Origin of the sequence: Flagellimonas baculiformis (assembly GCF_033441575.1) — a bacterium.
Classification (GTDB): Bacteria; Bacteroidota; Bacteroidia; order Flavobacteriales; family Flavobacteriaceae; genus Flagellimonas; species Flagellimonas baculiformis.
This window is the reverse complement of sequence record NZ_JAUZVW010000023.1, coordinates 1-19,786: the sequence shown is the minus strand read 5'-3', so window position 1 is coordinate 19,786 and position 19,786 is coordinate 1. Positions and strand designations below refer to the sequence as shown.

The 19,786-nt window shown below is 40.1% G+C and carries 13 protein-coding genes and 2 pseudogenes; 8 read left to right on the top strand and 7 right to left on the bottom strand.

The annotated features are described in order from the left end of the window. Positions 1-268: 268 nt before the first annotated feature. Positions 269-670: a hypothetical protein gene (locus SD450_RS18985; protein ID WP_318345931.1), complete on the bottom strand. Its 402-nt coding sequence runs from the start codon at positions 668-670 to the stop codon at positions 269-271. Between the two features lie 297 nt (positions 671-967). Here SD450_RS18985 and SD450_RS18980 point away from each other — a divergent pair, with 297 nt between their 5' ends. Beyond that, on the top strand, positions 968-1,450 hold the full coding sequence (locus SD450_RS18980; RefSeq protein WP_318345930.1) for a hypothetical protein: 483 nt from the start codon (positions 968-970) through the stop codon (positions 1,448-1,450). A 300-nt stretch (positions 1,451-1,750) separates the two neighbouring features. On the opposite strand, the gene SD450_RS18975 is transcribed toward SD450_RS18980, so the two are convergent. Beyond that, positions 1,751-3,007 carry a site-specific integrase gene (locus tag SD450_RS18975; protein WP_318345929.1) on the bottom strand — a complete coding sequence of 419 codons (1,257 nt, stop codon included), beginning with the start codon at positions 3,005-3,007 and terminating at the stop codon, positions 1,751-1,753. A gap of 873 nt (positions 3,008-3,880) precedes the next feature. Between SD450_RS18975 and SD450_RS18970 the strand changes: the two are divergent. From SD450_RS18970 to SD450_RS18950, 5 genes and pseudogenes are all read left to right on the top strand, one after another. Beyond that, positions 3,881-4,763, top strand: a pseudogene (locus SD450_RS18970) (IS481 family transposase). Positions 4,764-4,871: 108 nt separating this feature from the next. Then, on the top strand, positions 4,872-6,611 hold the full coding sequence (locus tag SD450_RS18965; RefSeq protein WP_051947148.1) for a sulfatase family protein: 1,740 nt from the start codon (positions 4,872-4,874) through the stop codon (positions 6,609-6,611). A gap of 6 nt (positions 6,612-6,617) precedes the next feature. Next, a complete protein-coding gene (locus SD450_RS18960) occupies positions 6,618-8,261 on the top strand; it encodes a sulfatase family protein (RefSeq protein WP_036379439.1) in 1,644 nt (547 codons plus the stop codon). Positions 8,262-8,315: 54 nt separating this feature from the next. Next, positions 8,316-9,425 (top strand): formylglycine-generating enzyme family protein, encoded by a 1,110-nt coding sequence (locus SD450_RS18955; RefSeq protein WP_036379437.1) that lies wholly within the window; start codon positions 8,316-8,318, stop codon positions 9,423-9,425. Between the two features lie 283 nt (positions 9,426-9,708). Then, the gene (locus tag SD450_RS18950; RefSeq protein ID WP_394297318.1) at positions 9,709-10,554 is read left to right on the top strand and encodes a glycoside hydrolase family 3 N-terminal domain-containing protein; all 846 of its coding nucleotides are present in this window, start codon (positions 9,709-9,711) and stop codon (positions 10,552-10,554) included. 52 nt (positions 10,555-10,606) lie between these two features. Here SD450_RS18950 and SD450_RS18945 read toward each other — a convergent pair whose 3' ends face one another. Further along, on the bottom strand, positions 10,607-10,912 hold the full coding sequence (locus SD450_RS18945) for a transposase (protein ID WP_394297317.1): 306 nt from the start codon (positions 10,910-10,912) through the stop codon (positions 10,607-10,609). Positions 10,913-11,198: 286 nt separating this feature from the next. On the opposite strand from SD450_RS18945, the pseudogene SD450_RS18940 reads away from it, so the two are divergent. Continuing rightward, positions 11,199-11,339, top strand: a pseudogene (locus SD450_RS18940) (ATP-binding protein); the annotation flags it as partial. Between the two features lie 300 nt (positions 11,340-11,639). Here the strand turns inward: SD450_RS18940 and SD450_RS18935 are convergent. The 3 genes from SD450_RS18935 to SD450_RS18925 form a co-directional block, all read right to left on the bottom strand. Next, on the bottom strand, positions 11,640-13,061 hold the full coding sequence (locus SD450_RS18935) for a RagB/SusD family nutrient uptake outer membrane protein (RefSeq protein WP_036386028.1): 1,422 nt from the start codon (positions 13,059-13,061) through the stop codon (positions 11,640-11,642). A 16-nt stretch (positions 13,062-13,077) separates the two neighbouring features. Continuing rightward, positions 13,078-16,500, bottom strand: a complete 3,423-nt coding sequence (locus SD450_RS18930; RefSeq protein WP_051947145.1) for a SusC/RagA family TonB-linked outer membrane protein — start codon at positions 16,498-16,500, stop codon at positions 13,078-13,080. A gap of 122 nt (positions 16,501-16,622) precedes the next feature. Further along, on the bottom strand, positions 16,623-17,774 hold the full coding sequence (locus SD450_RS18925) for a FecR family protein (protein ID WP_036379431.1): 1,152 nt from the start codon (positions 17,772-17,774) through the stop codon (positions 16,623-16,625). A 125-nt stretch (positions 17,775-17,899) separates the two neighbouring features. Between SD450_RS18925 and SD450_RS18920 the strand changes: the two genes are divergently transcribed. After that, positions 17,900-18,493, top strand: coding sequence for an RNA polymerase sigma factor (locus tag SD450_RS18920; protein WP_036379429.1), 594 nt, complete (start codon positions 17,900-17,902; stop codon positions 18,491-18,493). Between the two features lie 120 nt (positions 18,494-18,613). Here the strand turns inward: SD450_RS18920 and SD450_RS18915 are convergent, their stop codons facing one another. Beyond that, positions 18,614-19,426 carry a sialate O-acetylesterase gene (locus tag SD450_RS18915; protein WP_036379427.1) on the bottom strand — a complete coding sequence of 271 codons (813 nt, stop codon included), beginning with the start codon at positions 19,424-19,426 and terminating at the stop codon, positions 18,614-18,616. Between the last annotated feature and the right edge of the window lie 360 nt (positions 19,427-19,786).

Below are 19,786 nucleotides of genomic sequence, written 5' to 3'. Positions count from 1 at the left end.
TTTTTCGCATGTCTATCTGCTTGTTCGCCATGGTGCTTTTTAACAAAAAAAGCACTTAGACTTTTTACAGATAGATCGAATCTAAAAGTGGTCCACTTTGGCCCGGCGAGGGTGGGTCACTTTCGTCCGGCCAGCTATGGTCACTTTAACCCGGCGAGGGTGGTATACTATGTCCGGCGTTTCCAGTAATACCCTCTGTTGTCAGTTTTATTCCATCTATCATAATTAGTTCCTCTTTTTGTATAAATACCCTTGTTCCAATATTTCTTTAAATCAAGGGTTTTTCAATCATTTCTTTTTTGTCCATGTACCTCATGAACTCAACTTCATCATGGATGGGGTGTACATCCACCTCACCAAACGTTCCCTTGCAAGTTTTAAGGGTGTCCAATCCCCAATCTTTTTCTTCCCATGTTGTTCCACCTATGAACCGAGATAACCCGTTGTAGAGGTTCTCCTGATTGTTGTACTTGATAAGGAGGTGGGTGTGGTACTTACCTCCTTTGTTGGTGTCACTCTCAATGACGTAGTAAGTGGTTATATCATCCTTCTTCTTTAGTTTTCTATGAAGGGTTTTTACTTGTTTTTTCAATAGTTCCCTGTTTGGATTGGTGATTCTGTTGTTAGCAGTTTTATCAATCTTTCTGAACATTACTCCCATTGATTTCATAATTGTTATTTGAATTATTGATAATGGAATACCATTTACCCATTACCGGTATTGATGTTCGTTAAACTTAGAAATCGGTAGTACACTTTCAACCACTCTCATGGTACTGTATTACAGTATTTACCTCTTTCTTGCTATAAATATTTGGGAAAAGGGGAAAACGTAAAGGTTTTCGGTAAAAAGTGGAAACTTTGATGGTTAAAAAATTGATTCAATAGGGAACTACAAGATTTGAGTGAATTTGTTTCTGGGTTATCTTTTCAATATTTTTAGAACACAGTCTATAACAAGGTAATTATGAAAAAATTAATCATAGTTTTTTTTCTAATCTCCTATTTGGGGTTCGGTCAAACAAAGGATGAAACCATAGACTGGTTAAATCTAAGTCTTGAACACTATGGAGATAATCAGGTTATGGGTACATACCAAATTTCAACTAAGGTTGATTCAAACTACGGTGAGATGTTAATCTTCACGAAAAAGACCTGGAACCCGTTACTTCAAGAAATTGATTATTCATATTACTCTTTTTTACCTAAAGTAGTTTCTTCAGTAATACTCTCAGGTAAGAATAGAACCAACAATACATTGGATATTTTTATAATTTCTGATTCAGGAAGTATTTATATTCCCCAAAAAGAAGAATTCACATCTGAAATTTCTATTCACATGAAGAATGGAAATAATGAAATGACCGAAAGAATTCATAGAGGTTTATTACATCTATTTGAATTAATGGGAAATAAGATTGAACCTCAGAAAGAATTATTCAAAAATTAGTTTTTTAGAGTTGATTCCTTAGATATTATTGTTTAAATACATGGGGAGTAATACTCCCCAAAAAAGGTAATTTTTAAAGAATATTGTTATTCAAACCCTATAAAATAAGGGGTTTTACTGGGGAGTGTGAATCCTGCCACGATTCGAACTTAAAACAATAGGTATTTTATTGTTAATTGTATTTATTGTATTCCAGAATAGAGTTTTAAAATCCTCTTGGAATAAAGAACCAGGAGACACTCCAAATTAACGCTTTGAATTTTTTTAATGTAAACCGATTATAAAAAAGGTTGATCAATTCTACGTCTCATTTTTTTTGGACATCGTATTCATTTGATGATTAAGTTTTAGCTGTAAGTCCTTCATATCCTCACTTACCTTTTTGTCAAGAACCCGCGCATAGATTTGGGTGGTGGCCAACTTTGTATGCCCCAGTAATTTGGAAACCGTTTCAATGGGTACGCCATTGGATAGGGTCACGGTTGTTGCAAAGGTGTGCCTAGCCATATGAAAGGTCAGGTTCTTTTTGATGCCAACCGCATCTGCGATTTCCTTCAAGTATAAGTTTGTTTTTTCATTGGTGATTTTTGGCAAAAGAGTTCCGGAGTGCATTGTGACAGGATGACTTTCATATTTGTCCAATATTTTTTGGGCAGGTTCCAAAAGGGGAACCCTCACTGTAGTTTTGGTCTTTAGCCTTTTCGTGGCTATCCATCTTTTACCGTCCATTCCAATGATGAGATTGTTTTTTGTCAGGCCCATAATATCAGAGTAGCTTATGCCAGTGTAGCAACTGAAAACAAAAAGGTCTCTTACGCGATCCAACCGGTCAATTGGGAAATGGTAGGTTTCCAGATTGTTCAATTCGTTCTGGCCAAGAAAATCCCGCTGTTTCTGTTCAAACGTGGGTTTCCAGCGGATGAAGGGATCTTTCTCAATCCATTCCAGTTGATAGGCCAAATTGACTATTTTACGAAGTCTTTGCAGGTGTTTCATTACCGTGTTGTGGCTCATTGCCCTAGGGTGGCCCTTTGGATAGTAGTTGACCAGGAACATTTCCAGGTCCGAAATGAACTTGTAATTGAGTTGGTTCAAATTGACATCCGTTGTTTTCAATTTCTGTTTTAGAAACCTGTTGACGTAATTCTCCGTGATTCCAAAGTTTCGGATAGTGCCTGGGGCAAGTGTCTTCTCGATTTTCCGATTATGGTACTCCAAAAGCTCCAGTAATGATTTTGAATTGATGTTCTCTCCATTGTACAGTGTTTTGACCAATTGCGGGGTTATTAGCTCCCCTTTATATTTAAGGTCTTGATAGATGTTGAACAATCTGGATTGGACAAGGTTTATATAGTTGTTGATTTCTTTGGCCTCCCTTGTGTTTCCCTTTGCTTTTTTGTTTATGCTGTCCCAAAGGAGAATATCGACCTTCCTCTTTAGGCCAATATTGGTTCTTTTCCCATTGACGGTAACCCTTGCGTAGAGCTCAGCAAGGTCATTGGCACTTCTTGACTTGTTGATCCAAAAGAGGATCGTGAACGTTTGTGATGTTTTCATACCTATGATTTTGGCGTTAAAAAAATGTTAAAGAAAAAGCCAAATCAACTGTATGTCAATGGTTTGCAAGGTTAATCGTCAACACTGTTGACGATTGGAATTTTGTTGACCGATTTGTTGACGAATCAAACCAAAACAAACCAAATTAAATGATACCCCAAAAACGCCGAAAACCTTGCAATCAGTGGATTTTGCAAGGTTTTCCGTTTGTTTGGTATCGCTACCCAGTGACCTCGGCAGGACAGAATTCGAACTTTTTAAAGAAAGATATTGAAATCATTTTAAATAAGTCATTTCATATCAGAAGAGCTTGATTTTAGCCCATCAAGGAGTATAAATATTCTCCACCTCATATGTCGTCAAGCGGTAAAGCTTAGAGAAATCGATGTGCTTGTCCACCGTGTTCGGAAGATGCCTAACTTCTGGCTTATCCGCCGCTTGCTCACACCCCAGGTGTAGAATTTGAATATCTATTTATTTTTGCACGTCTACCTGCTTGTTCGCCATGGTCCTCTTTGGCAAAAAAAGACCTTTGGGACTTTACAAACAGCACAAATCAAAAGTGGCTCACTTTCACTGGCCAGCTACACTCACTTTGACCCGACGAAGATGATATACTATGTCTGGCGTTTCCACTAATTCAAGGGTTAAACTAATATATTGAGATTGTCAGATTAAGTATTAACTAATATACATAAGTGCTCGATTTTATTATATTTATCCAGGGAAAATCCCTCCCCTTTAAGTGAGACTTTAGGTTGTATATTATTTATGTAGAATGTAGGACCTCCTGAAGGCTCCCTGTTACTTGTTCATGTATGTGACTACGTCAACTAAAAGTGTACTATTTTGATAATATTTAAAGAGACACTTTTGAGATGGAAGTTCAAACTGAGGGTATTGGACTTTGCAATAGATTATGGAAAGGTCAAGGAAACCTGTGAGATGTTCAATGTGAGCAGGAGCACTTTCTTTAGCTGGAAAAGAAAGTATGATTAGTATGGGACAGAGGGTCTTTTAAGGAAAAAAAGGGAAGCGGATACCTACCCCAATAGAATCAATCAAAAAACGGTTGATCTGATATTGGACCTTAGAAGGAAATACAAACTTGGCGCATGGCGTATCAAATGGTACTTGGAAAGATACCATGACATCAATATTTCTGAATCAAGTGTTTATAGGACCCTTAAAAGAAACGGTATCAAACCGCTCAAACGAGCAGTTACCAGAAAAGCGATGGGACCTAAACGTTACGCCAAGGAAACTCCGGGACACCATGTCCAAGTGGATGTTAAATTCTTGATTTTCCACACCAACGAAGGAAAAAAGATAAAACGATATCAGTACACGGCCATTGATGATTACACGCGTATCAGGGCATTGAAAGTATATGAAAGTCACAACCAGTCAAGTTCCATTGACTTTATGGATTATGTTGCCAATAAGTTCCCTTTCCGAATCCATGCAGTCCAGACAGACAATTGACATGAGTTCCAATCTAGGTTCAATTGGCACGTGAAGGACCTTGGCATGGAGCACCGTTACATAGAGCCAGGAAGACCACAGCTCACGGAAAGGTGGAACGATCACACCTCACGGACAAGAAAGAGTTTTATCAACTACTAGATTATTCTGATGATGTTGATTTGAACAAGAAAATAAAACAATGGGAAGACTTTTATAACTTTATAGAACACAAGGTGCATTTAAGGGAAAGACACCCTATGAGATTTTAATGTTTCACTTAAAAGAATGAGAGTTTATTGCCATTTTAGCTGAAGTAGCACACTAGAAAAAAAAATCAAAATCTTGTCTATAAAAGGAAAATGGATCGCTCTAATTAGTGAAGCCAATCTTGTACAACATGATTTTTGATTCTTTTTCGCATACTGTAACATTATTTTTAAGAACGATTACCAAACGATTTACGATTCTTCTTATATTTATTTTCACCGCGCACACATTTTCCCAGACCAAATCTAATATTGTTTGGATCGTTTGTGAAGATATTTCCCCCTATATCGGGGTTTATGGGGATGCCACTGTGCGGACTCCCAATATTGACGCACTGGCAAGGGATGGCGTTAGGTATACGCGGGTATATACGACTGCTGGGGTCTGTGCCCCAAGTAGGTCCTCTATCATTACGGGAATGAACCAGATCTCCATCGGGACTTCCCATATGAGAACTACTCATAACAACTCAAAATTGATGCCCGAAGGGGTCCCCAGCTATTCGGCCGTGTTACCACCAAAAGTCAAGGCTTTTCCCGAGTATCTGAGAAAAGTTGGGTATTACACATCGAACAACGCAAAAGAAGATTATCAATTTGAGGAGCCCGTGACCGTTTGGGACGAAAGCAGTATTGGTGCCTCCTACCAAAACAGGAAGGCTGGGCAACCTTTCTTCAGTGTCTTTAACTTTGCCATTTCGCATGAGTCCCAAATCATTTCTCCTCCAGATTCCCTCTACTACGATCCATCTAAAATGGTGCTGCCCCTTTATTACCAGAATACGGAACAAATGAGGCACGACAAGGCTGCCTTGTATACTCGGATTGAGCAAATGGACAGTGATGTGGGAGAATTGATCCAACAACTAAAAAAAGATGGGGTCTATGATGATAGTTATGTGATCTTTTATAGTGATCATGGAGGCAATTTGCCCTGGATGAAACGTGAAATCTTGGAGAGAGGCACCCATATCCCATTTGTTGTGAAACATCCAGGATCTGAAATGGCCGGTACCGTGAACAATGACTTGATCAGTTCCGTTGATTTCGCCCCCAGTATGTTATCCATTGCCAGGGCTGATATTCCAGACTACTTGCAGGGCAAGCCATTTTTGGGCCCAAAATCGGGAAGTGAAAAGAACCAATATGTATTTGCCGGCAGGGATAGAATGGCGGATAAATATGATAGAGTTCGCTCTGTGACCGATGGGACCTTTAGGTACGTTTATAATTTTCATCCCGAATTGCCCAAATACCAGGATTTGGCCTACAGAAGACAAATGGTCAGCATGCAGGAAATCATTGATATGAGGGATGCAGGCAAGATTACCAATCCATACCTTTCGGACTGGTTCAATACGCCAAAACCGCAAGAAGAATTCTATTATACCACCAAAGATCCGGACGAAGTACACAATCTAGCAGACGACCCCGCATACCAAGACAAGAAAAACGAGTTGAAAGAAGTACTTTTTAACTGGCTGGAAGTTGTTGGGGACACCGGTAAAATTCCAGAAAAAGAAATGGTCAGGAACATGTGGTGGAAAGGTAAGGATGATGCCCCTATGACCGAAAAACCAGTCATAAAAAAAAGCAAGGAAGGTGTAACACTTTCATGTGCCACCGATGGTGCCTCCATAGGTTATCGAATATTCAAGGACAATGTAGCGGATTCCACCTTGGTACGGGACATAAAAACTTGGGACTTTTTCTACCTAATGCCACATAACAACAAAAAAACAGTGACCGTGCCCAAGCCGTGGAATGTTTACACCGGTGGTAACATATCACTCAAAAAAGGGCAGACCATTCAAGTCAATGCGCATCGTATAGGATATAAGCCAACAGAAATCATCTATAAGTTTAAATAAAATAACATGAAGAATCCTTTTCAAATCATACTGGTATTCGTAATGTTGTGGTCGTTCAGCATTACCAAAATACAGGCCCAACAAAAAGATGAAAACCAAAAAAGGCCCAATATTGTCTTCATTATCAGTGATGACCATGCCTATCAGGCCATCAGTGCCTATGGCGGTAGATTGGCCCAAGTAGCACCAACTCCCAATATTGATCGGATTGCCAAGGAAGGCATGCTCTTTGAGAATTGTCTGGTTGCCAATTCTATTTGTGGGCCATCAAGGGCTACCATACTCACGGGCAAGTACAGTCATAAAAATGGATTTATCGACAATAGGTTCGGTACCAAATTCGACTTTGACCAACAAACCTTTGGTGAATTGCTCCAACAGGCGGGATACAAAACCGGGGTGCTCGGTAAACTACATCTGGGCGATAAACCGACCAAAGGATTCGATTATATCGACATTCTACCAGGTCAGGGATCCTATTACAATCCCCTTTTCATCAATAATGAGGGACAATATCAATTGGAAGGATACACTACGGAAATCATTACGGAGAAAGCCATCAAATGGATTGACGCCATCAAATCCGATGACCAGCCCTTTATGCTGTTTTTGGGACACAAATCCTCACACAGACCATGGCAGCCGGGACCAAATGAGTTGGGCATGTATGAAAATGTAGAGATTCCAGAACCAAAGACTTTGTTCGATGATTACTCAGGAAACAGGGAGGTAGCCGCCATGAACTATATGTCCATTTCCGAAGCCATGAAAATGGCACAGGATATTAAAATAACGGACCAACCCCAAGCTGGTTTTACAGAGGAACAACAGAAAAAATGGGATTCTATCTATGGGCCTATCAACGAAAAGGTCAAGAAAGCTAATCTTAAGGGAGACAATCTGACCCGTTTTAAGTATCAACGTTACATGCGGGATTATTTGGCCTGTATTGCCGGCGTGGACAAAGGGGTTGGCCAAGTATTGGATTATTTAAAGGAAGCTGGGCTCGATGAGAACACTATTGTTATTTATACCTCCGACCAAGGATTCTATTTGGGGGAACACGGCTGGTTTGATAAAAGATGGATGTATAAGGAATCTTTGCAAACTCCATTACTGGTAAAGTTGCCCGGTAAGGTCAGCCCAGGAACGACCAATAAGGACCTGGTTTCCAATCTGGATTTTGCCGAAACCTTTTTGGATATCGCACAAACCGAAATTTCAGCGGACATGCAAGGGAAAAGCATGCTGCCCATTTTAGAGGGAAACACACCTAAGGATTGGAGAAAAGCCCATTACTACCACTACTACGAACATCCTTCCGAGCACGATGTAAGAAGGCATTACGGAATTACCACCGATAGATACATGTTGATCCATTTCTACTATGATTTGGATAAATGGGAATTATACGACTTCCAAAAGGATCCTAATGAACTGAACAATGTATATGGAGATCTATCCTATGCAAGCATCCAAAAAGAGCTTCACAAGGAACTTGAACAATTAAGGGTGAAATACGGGGACAACGATGCCCAAAACCGGCAATTCATTGAGGAATATTATGAAAAGGTCAAAGCCAACCCATTGGTTGAATATTGGAAACTTTCCCCCGAAAAAAGAAAAAGGTTGTACCAAGAATATTTATAAACACGAAATTAACCATATAGTCCAGGTCAAAACATCTTCATAGAACCAAGAACAATGGTATTAAAGCATAAATCGGCACTTTTTATTATCCTGTTTGTCTTCCTGATAGGGTGCAGGACCAAAACAGATGGAGCAAATGAATCCATTGGCATAACAGAAATAGAGGGGCCTCCAAAATTAACAGATTCACCGACCGAAGCACCAGAAGGTATGGTTTGGATACCAGGTGGAGAATTTATGGAGGGTGCCGTCGCTAAGGACAAAATGGCCATGATGCATGAAAAGCCGGCGCACCAGGTGCACGTTGACGGTTTTTTTATGGACATCCATGAGGTCACCAATGAACAGTTCGTCAAATTTGTGGATGAGACCGGTTACGTAACTGTCGCAGAACGGGAAATTGATTGGGAGGAAATGAAGAAACAATTGCCAGAGGGCACTCCCAAACCCCATGACTCCATTTTGCAGCCAGGGTCCCTTGTGTTCAAAAAAACCAAATCCAGTGTGACTAACCTATATGATTATTCGCAATGGTGGGAATGGAAGATAGGTGCCAATTGGAAACATCCCAACGGGCCGGAAAGCACTATTAAGGACAAGGAAAATGAGCCTGTGGTGCACATTGCCCTTGAGGATGCCCTGGCCTATTGTAAGTGGGCGGGAAGGAGATTACCCACCGAGGCCGAGTGGGAATATGCCGCACGGGCAGGCAAAAAGGACGAGCTGTTCTTTTGGGGAAGCGATGTCTCGCAGTTGAGTTCCCATGCCAATTCGTGGGAAGGGGAATTTCCGTTGAACAATACCAAAGAGGATGGATTTGAGCGTAGGGCCCCCGTGATGAGCTATCCCAAGAACGACTTTGGCCTTTACGATATGGCCGGAAATGTCTGGGAATGGACTAGCGACTGGTACAACACGAATTATTATAAGGAACTTGCGGACAAAAACGAGGTTACCCAAAACCCTAAAGGGGCTTTTGAGGCCTATAATCCCTCGAACCCATATGCCAAGGAAAAAGTGATCAAGGGCGGGTCTTTCCTATGCAGTGCCTCCTATTGTGCCAGCTACCGGATAAGTGCCCGTATGGCCACCAGTCCTGATTCGGGAATGGAGCATTTAGGGTTTAGGACAGTAATGCCGGTAAAAATGCCCAGAAACAAATAGCATCTATATGATTCCTCCCAAAAATCCTAAAAACGGAAAGCCAAAAAACAGTCTTTGAACACAAAATACACCAATATGAAATCCTAAAAGCGCCCATTCTATTTTAGCATTGCTGTTTCAGTTATACTCTTGACGGGCTGCAGTGGTCCAAAATTTACCGAAGAGAATAAAGGAGAATTCAATCTTGTACACCAACAAGTTGGGAAAAGTTTAGGGTATTGCTCTAAATCCGGGGTTCTCATCCTTGAAGTAGATCAATTGGCCTTCAAGGATCTAAATCAAAATGGGACTGGATTCCTATGAGGATTGGCGATTGCCCGTTGAGGAACGAGCCCAGGACTTGGCTTCCAAGATGAGCATTGAGCGAATTGCCGGATTGATGTTGTACAGTGCCCACCAATCCATTCCAGGAGGTGGGAACCGTTTTTTTGGTCCGGCGACCTACAATGTAAAGCCTTTTGCGGAAAGTGGGGCAAAGGCAAGTGACCTTTCCGATGCCCAACAAGTTTTTTTAAAGTATGACAACTTACGGCATGTATTGATTACCAGCGTGGAATCTCCCGGAGTTGCTGCGCAATGGAACAACAATGCGCAAGCCTTTGTGGAAGGTATCGGCATGGGCATTCCGGTGAACACGAGTTCGTATCCAAGGCATGGCAGCGATTCCTATGCGGAATTCAATGCAGGATCGGGCGGACAGATTTCCATGTGGCCCAGTAGCTTGGGCATTGCGGCCAGTTTTGATCCTGGATTGATGAAGCAATTTGGGGAGATTGCTTCCAAGGAATATCGTGCCTTGTGCATTGCCACGGCACTCTCCTCCCAAATTGATTTGGCCACGGAACCCCGTTGGTCCCGTTTTGATGGTACCATGGGTGAGGACCCTAAATTGGCCACCGATATGGCCAGGGCCTATGTGGATGGATTTCAATCTTCCGGTGATGGCGGTTGGGGCTACCAAAGCGTGAATGCGATGGTGAAACACTGGCCTGGGGGTGGTCCCGAAGAAGGAGGGCATGACGCCCATTTTGGTTATGGAGCCTACGCAGTACCTCGATGTCAAAAAGGTCATTGTGGTTACCGGATACCGGTTCCGAGATGGCCAAGGGCAGTCCCTGCCTATCGGTAAGGAAGAGGGCATTGGTGGTCCTGCCCTTTTTGCGGCCTTGGTATTCCACGGCCTAGCCTCCCCTGATGGCAGTGTGGCTGCCGTCAAGATCGACACTGGAGAGGTCGAACATGTCCCTGTACCGTTTTAAAATACCGATCCAACAATCCAGAAATGTCCCTGAACGGCACCATTTGCGATAATGGTGGTAGACCGATTGCCAACTCAGGACCTTTTGGGAGAACAGCGAGCTCGTGGGCAGGTACTCCCATTGCACGCCCGTCTTCAACTTGTAGAGTATCGCATTGACAATCTCGTACAAGGGAGCCGTTGGGGCAAAACCCCTTTTCGGTAAAGGTATGTGCGGAACTATCTCCATTTCTATGGTATCTTTTGTACATGGGCTATGGTATTTATGTTTGGCGACACAAATGTCCGTAGCCCTATCTTTCGATCCAAAAAAAGTTTAAATCACTTCTCATTAAGAAGTTATATGATAAAATAAGTAGAAAGGATTGTTTTGAAAGTATTTTTCCTATAAAGGTTTTCTGATTACAAGTTCTATCAAACCCTTTATTTTATGATGGGTAGAGCCTATTTTACTAAAAAATGTGAATGGTACCATGTACGGTTATTCTGAGATAAAAACACAGAATTATAGTCCACAATTGCCCGTATCAAAATGGCACGACATCATCGGGGAGAGAACACTAGCCGATGCCATCCTCGATCGTTTGGTGCATACAGCCTACAGAATAGATATAAAAGGAGAATCAATGAGAAGAAAATTGAAAAATAAAAACTAAGTTTAACCCACGGATAGATCAAATCTGGGCAGTCCATTTGCCCTGGTCGGTTTCATCCGGCGAAGGTGGGTCAGTTTACGCGGGCTTATCCAGACCCATTTCAAACCCTTCCTTTGTTCTAAATCCGTGGGGGGATTTATTGAAGCTATGTGTGCGAATCACACAATTTAAGCTTGTAGCTCAGCATCTATTTTTTGGAAACCATTTCAATCATTCCGTCCTTAAAGATTGTTAATTCTTCTCTAAATGCAACGAATTTTCCTTTTCCACTGTGCTCGAAATAAAAATGTTCTACAAAAATCAATAACCCTCGTTTTGCACCAATTTTGGATTTGCATCTAAATTGATCTGAGGAATTGGGAACAATACATGAAACGTTTGGGCAAGCTTACCTCTTTCAACAGCTTTAGATATGAATACATCTTGTCTAAGCTGGTCTTCCCTTCCTTTGCCTTCCCAGAAAAATTCTCTTTTTCTTTCATCCAATATGAAACTCTTCAAACTTTGTTTTGAAAAATCAGCAAGTGAGATTTCACTTGCTCCGGCTCTGCTGCGAACCTGATTTATCAAATCGATTGATTCTTGAACAGGTCCGTTGAGTTCGTTCAAAGCCTCAGCTCTCGATAACAAAATATCTGAGTAACGAATATCAGGGATGTCGTTTCCTTGCCCATCTCCCGATCCATTGGGATCCATGGGATATTTAGCAGGAAAAGAACGGTCGTTGCCAAAAAGCTGAATCTCATCCCCGGCCGTATTGGTGTATTCAGTAACAATCAAGTTTTTCCTAGCATCATTATCCTCGAACGATAATACAAATTCATCTTCAAAAAATATGATGACCGGATACAGCCTAAGGTCTCCCGGTCTAGGAAAATCACTTGGGTAAGTGAGCGCATTTATTTGGTTGCCAGCATCAGGAGCTACGTGAGGCAGTGCCCATACCATTTCATCATTGATTTCATTGTCCAAACTGAAAACTTCTTCGTAATCGGGCAAAAGTTCATAAACCCCCAAAGAGATGATTTCGTTTGCCTTTTCCGCACTTTTCTGCCATTCTTTGGTATTCAAATAATGTTTGCATAAGGTGCCAAGCGCAGCTCCTTTGGTCGCCCTACCTTCTTCAATTGCTCTAATTGGAAGGTTTGTTGACGCAAAAATCAATTCTTGTTCGATGAACGATTCTATTTCGGCCTCTGTACTTCTGGGTAGTAAAAGGTCTTCGTTAAATAAATCCTTATACAAGGGCACTGGGCCAAAAAGGTTATATAGCTTAGAATAGCTATACCCTCTAATAAAGCGAGCCTCGGCGGTAATCAGAGTTTTGAAATCTTCACTAAATGGGCCATTGTCAATATTGCTCAACACCACGTTTGCATCTCTGATAGCTGCATAATATAGGTCCCACTGCCCTAAAATATGTCTATTATTGCTGTCCCATGTGAAATCGGAAAGCTGCCTATAAAATATTTCAATGCTCCCGTTTAAGCTTGACACTTCTCCCGAAGAAAGTCCCGATAATGCATAAATACCTTGCTGGGGTATGCCGGGTTGCACTTGTATTGAACTGTATGCGGAACCAAGCAACGACCTAATTCCTTTCTCAGTGGCCAAAAATGTTTCGGGTTCCAGTTCGGAGAATGTTTCTTCCTCCAAGATATCAGTGCACGATGCCGATAGGGCCAGCACCGCAATTCCATAGTATTTATATAGTGATTTCATATTAGTAAATTTAATTTTATAATCCAATGTTTACACCCAAAATCCAGCTGCTTGCCAAGGGGTAGCTGCTATAGTCAACCTTGGTGTTATTTCTTCCAAAGGAATTGGCCTCTGGATCGAAACCTGAATAATCTGTTATGGTCAACAAGTTTTGTCCTGTCAAATAGAGCTTTAAAGAAGACAAGAACTTTATGTTGTCAACAGGTACTTGATAGCTGATGTTTATGCTTTTTAACCTTATATAGGACGCGTCTTCGACAACCAGTGAATTGACCCTTCCTCCACCGTATGATGAAGGATTGGTACCCGAAGGCCATATAGTGTTTGTGTTTTGGGGAGTCCATCTATCCAAGTATTGATGTGCATATCTGTTCAACCTAAACGTACCAGGATAGAGGCTTTGAATGGCATTGACATTTAAGAGCTCAACCCCCTCTTGACCTTGTATGAAAATATCCAGGGTCAAGCCCTTATAACTGAAACTGTTGTTTATCCCATATGTAAAATCAGGAAATGGATCCCCTAAAATGATTTGGTCATCGGGGTCGATTGTGCCATCTTGATCAGCATCTCTAAAGATTGGAAATCCAGGTTGTGCTGTAGGTTGCGGCGAATTGGCAATGTCATCGCCTTCTTGAAAAATGCCCGTTACCTCATAGCCGAAATAGGATGCCAACGGCTCACCTCTCCTGATTATGGCATTGTTTCCAATATCAGCTATGTTTCCCGTGGGAATCTCATCTATTCTGCCCAAATCGGATACTTCATTTTTGATCATAGAAAAATTTACTGCGGTAGTCCACATAAAGTCGGGTGAAGATACATTTATGCTGTTGATCAATGCCTCGAAACCTTTGTTCTGTATTTTTCCGACATTCGATAAGATAGAATTAAAGCCGGATGCCGAAGGTAAAGGCAAGTCAAAGAGTAAATCTCTTGTGTTTTTGACAAAAAAGTCTACCGAGGTACGTAGCCTTCCTTTTAGTATAGACATATCCAAACCAATATTGAGCTGTTCTGTAGTCTCCCACTTCAAATCGGGATTTGAAATCCTTGAAGGTCTTGTGGTGGTAATAGGTTGATTATCAAAAACGGCGTTTGTACTACTGCTGAAAGTAAGTAAGGAACTGTAGTTGCCTATTTCTTGATTGCCCGTCTGACCCCAACTCGCCCTAAGTTTCAGTTCCTCAAAAAAATCAGGTACAAAGACTTCATTTGAAAGTTTCCAACCAAAAGCTGCCGAAGGAAAATAACCGAATTTGTTATTCTCTCCAAAACGAGAAGAACCGTCAGTTCGAACCGTTGCCGTAAAGAGATAGCGATCCATAAGATTATAGTTAAATCTTGCTAGGTACGAGGTTAGCACATTTTCTTCTTTCAGGCTTCTTAGGTTGTCATTTCCAGTGTCCCCCAATGATAGATTGTTGGTTTCTATTATATCATCAGGAAAACCTCCAATGGTTCCCGAAAATTCCCTCACACTGAAATCTTGATAGGTAGCACCGGCCAAAACGCTCAAATTACTTTCAGAACCAAACTTCTTATTATAATTCATGGTAAATTCAACGAGGTTGCTGTTGCGTTCTAATGTCGAGACATTGGCAACCCCGCCCTGTGCCCTTCCGTTCACGGTCAAAGTAGAGTTATAAACATCTCTTCGGGAGTTCGACCTATCTGACCCAAAACTTAGTTTGGCATTCAATAAATTACTGATTTCATACTGAAAGTATATATTCCCGAGTGTGCGGTTTGTGAGGTTTTCGCTCAACACACCCTCAACTAAGCTCAAAGGGTTGTTCACGGTCAATTGGGAAGATTCGCTGAAATTGCCATTCTCATCAAATACCTGTTCAGTGGGGTCATATGAAAGTGCTGAAAAAATGGGCCCCGAACTGTAATTGAATCCAACGCCATCAACACTATTTTTGTCCTTGATATGGCTTGTATTAAGATTGAGGCCCATTCTGACCTTGTTGCCAAGTGTGCTCTCGTAATTTACTCGGCCGATATATTTTTTAATACCGGTATTTTTGACCACCCCATCTTGATTGTATTGGTTTAAAGAGACAAAAAACTTGGAATTTTCACTTCCTCCTGAAATTGATAAATTTCTATTTTGTATAATGGCTGTTCTGAAAATTTGGTCCTGCCAATCAGTACCGGCACCTATTTGTTGGATGTCTACTTGGGTGAACACAGGCTCATTGCCATTGTCTACAGCAATACCGTTGATAACATCAATATATTCTGATGCAGAGAGAAGATTTATTCTATTGTGAACTTGCTGAAACCCTACCGATTCATCATAATTTACGGTCAGTCTTTGTGCTGACCCCTTTTTGGTTGTAATCAAGACAACTCCATTGGCGCCCCTAGACCCATAGATTGCTGTTGCTGATGCGTCTTTTAGAATTTCAATAGATTCTACATCTTGGGGGTTCAAGGTATTTAAGGGGTTCCTAGGGTTTACGTTGGTGCCCATACCCGTATTGGGGTCAGATCCAGAAAGCCCTTGTGAATTGTCGATTGGAAAACCATCGATGACGTACAATGGCTCATTGCCAGCTGATATAGAACTTGCACCTCGCACCCTAATGGAAATTCCTCCTCCAGGTTCCGCACTTGTCTGGCTTATCTGTACTCCTGCTGCTCTGCCCACCAGCAACTGATCAACGGACACATTGGTACCGGGATTAAGGTCATCACTCTTCAAAGAACTCAAGGCACCGGTAAAATCACTCTTACGTTGGGTACCATAGCCGACAACAACCACTTCATCAAGGCCTGCGGCACTCTCCTCTAATATGATATCGAAACTGGTTCTTCCATTTACCTCGATTTCTTTTTTTGCAAACCCTATATAAGAAATCACCAAGGTGGCATTTTCATTGGTGACCTCCAACGAAAAATTACCATCAAAGTCAGATTGCGTTCCATTCGCGGTACCCTTTTCTACAATGCTAGCACCCGGCAATGGTTGTCCATTACCATCTTTGACCGATCCAGAAACCAATTCCTGGAACAGAAGAATACTTGTCTTCATAGGTAATGGCATTTTGGGTGTTGATTCCAACTTATTTGCTACCCCATGTAGGATTATTTGTTTCTTAAACACTTTAAAACCCAACCCTTCACCTTCAAACAATTTTGTTAAAACCGATGGCAAGGGTTCTTTTATTGCCTCAATTGAAACCTTGCGATCAAGGTCCACATCTCGTCGGTTCAATAAGAACTTAAAATCAGATATAGCCTCTATTTCCTGAATCACATCGGCAATAGTGACATTTTGCATATTCAAGGAAATCTTTTTGTTCTGTGAATAAGAATTCGCATTGATTTGGAATAGGGTAAGAATTAAGAAAAGTATGGTTAGTTTCATTTTCAACTTTGATAGCGAAATATGCTTACGCAAATTGTTTGGTTCTATGAATTTTTTCATAATTTCGAGTTAGTTATTTAATTTTTATAAATCTTTTTACCGAACCGGAAAATGCTGGCACATTTTTCGGTTTTTTATTTGAAGAGGCTATTTATTGTTTTGCATAACGTCTTTTTTTTGGATTATTCAATAATTATTTCGTTGTTTACAATTTTGTAATCCATATCATAGCTCCTACTGAATGATTGCAACACTTCATCAATAGATTCTATATCAAAAGAGGCATCAAAACGCTGTTGGTCTAAATCACCGTTCAGATTTTTAATGGTTACGTTATACTTTCTCTCCAAAGCATGTCTAATACTCTTGAAAGTGGCAAACCTGAAGATCAATTTATCCTGCATCCATGCCGTATGAATATAGGTATCTACACTTTCGATAGACATTTTTTGGGTTTTCTTGTTCCATTTACCCATTTTCCCTGGTTTGAGCTTAATTGACTGATAGTCTATCATTTTACGGTTCTTGATTTCAACTGACCCTTCTACAAGAACTGTTTGGATTTCGGGATTCTCTGGATAATAAGATATATTGAACATAGTACCCAATACAACCAGCTCAATTTCATCGGCATGAACTTTAAAGGGGCGGGCGGAATCTTCGGCGACATCAAAGTAGGCCTCCCCAGATAGGAACACCTGTCTATCTTGCCCCTTTAAAAATTCGACAGGATATTTTAAAGAAGTGCCTGAATTCAAATAAACACGGGTACCGTCTGAAAGAACCACATTAAACCGCTTGCCGTAGGGAACACGGATAGTATTGTAGGATAATGATTTTAAATTATGCGTATGTAAATAGACCAGCTGTGCACCATTTTGCTTACCAAGTACCTTACCATCTTTACTACGGATTATTTTACTTCCTTCCTCCGATAATGGTTGAACATCCCCGTTACTAGTTTCAATGATCACTGATTGTCCTATATTTAGGGGTTCCTGATGTCCACTCCTATCTAGATGATCTTTTAGAATATTATATCCAAGACCTAATAACAGTATGCCCACGGATGCATATGCCATAAGTTTCCTGGCCGTTTGTTTCATTAATCTTGTTTTATCCTTTTTAATCTCACTTAAAAGGTTCTTCTTTATTTTTTCGACATCAGGTTTGTTCAAGGAAATAGTAATTTTATAATGGGATTGTATATATTTTTGAAATTTTTTTTGATTTTTAGGCTCCATAATCCATTGAGACAGTTGATCCAATTCTCCTGATGTTGACTCGTTGAGGAGGTATTTAACAATATGATTTTCAATCTTGGAACTTACCACAACAATTCACATTTATGTAATGAAGACAAATCCATTTGATAAAACCCTAACTTAATATCAATATTTTTTTCATATTTGTAATATTTCACATCCTTTATTAAAGGAAATAAATTCTTTGATTTTTTATGAAGTATTCAGATGAGAGACTGCTAATCGAAGGCTTGAAGGCAGGAACCGAGGATGCCTACATCTGTTTAGTAGATAGATATAGTAGAAGGCTATTCGGATATTCACTTACGTTGGCCAACGACCATGCAATGGCCGAGGATATATTACAAAATGTATTCTTGCGTACATGGGAGAAAAGACGGAAATTGAATGTTACGACCTCTCTGCAGAATTATCTATTCCGATCTATCCACAATGAATTTATAAACCAATACAAAAAACGGCAGTCCAACTTGTTGTTGGAACAGAAATATTACGAAAACCTTGAAAAGGCTGCCAGAACGGAGGACTATAGTAGGCTGGAAAAATTAATCGTATTAGTAATCAGAGAAATTGAGAAATTACCCCCGAAATGTCAAGAGGTTTTTAATTTGAGCCGAAGAGAAGGTCTGACAAATTTAGAAATATCGAACCATCTCAATATATCGGTAAAAACTGTGGAAGCACAGATTACCAAAGCATTTGGTATACTTCGAAAAAACCTTGGAGAAAAATATTCTGGGATTCTTGTTCTCATATTGGGAAAACGTTTAAAATTGCCGTTGAACTAAAAATACCCTAAGTTGATTAGGTTCAAAGAAAGAAACACTTTCAAAGTTTGAACAGAATAACAGAAAAGTACAATGAATATCAATTGAGTGACAACAAAATTTATGACTTGTTTGCATATTCTAATTTTTCAATAACTCTGATATTTTTTCTCCAAATTTAATGCCTAAATTAATTTGTCCGTTTGAAGAATAATGAATGTCATCGTTCAGTTTTTCGAGACTATCCGTATCAATGAAGTAAGTATTTGGTATTTCTTCACTAATGCGAATTTGTGCATCAACGACATTGTCTAATGCTGGGAACCAAGCTTTGGGTGGATTAATCTTCCCAAAAATTATAGGCATCTCTTGGTTTTCATAATCTATTCTAACCGAATTGATTAATTTTTCAAAGTTGCCATAATAATCTTTACCAGCCTCAGGAATTCGAGCATCACGTTCTCCCTGCATCCAAATTAGAGCTTTGACTTTTGCATTGAGCCCCTCAGTGAGACTATCTGTGAGTTTTATCAACCTATTGTACATGCTACCGAATTGAGGATTCCCCGTTATTTCAGCCTTATCTTTACTGTAGTTGGGTGCCCAGTCCAATAATGAAGCTCCGCCAATTGCATATTTGATCAAAATAAATTTTTTGTTCGGATTGTTTTTGCTCAATTGCATAGAAATTCCAATTTCTGGTCCAAAATTATCTTTTGGGTTTATCAAGCCGGGACTTAGACCAAAATCGAAAAAAGAAATATTGGAAAACATCATTTCATCCAAATCAATTTGTTTTCCTCTCCCAACCATATTTGATTGGCCACCCATCAATATAACACAGTATTGTTCATCTTTGGATAAATTCTCAGCGTACTTAACCTTTAAATCTTGAGAATAGCCATACAAAACTGGTAACAATGTCAAAATAATAAATAGTCTTAATGCCATCATAGCATAGTTTGTTTATTACATGTAATCATAATAAATGTATTGTTTTGATTTCTGACAAATATAGCAGAATCTTTCATTTAAGATGAAGTAAATATTTCTTCATGCACCGTAATCAAATAAAGAATCAGAAAAGCTACAACCTTCCTAAGATAGAAGCCCGTCTTTTTATTGATTCTGAAGAAGTTACCAAAAGAAATATATGAAAGAGTTTTCAAAGAGGATGCTACTTTATTTTGTTAATCTCTATTACTCCCTGTATGTCTTAAGCAGATTTGAACTTGGACTTGCAACAAAAAAATGGACAACCAGTTAAGAGTCATGCCTCTGATGCCTCTGATTTTTGGTTATACATTTCGTTTT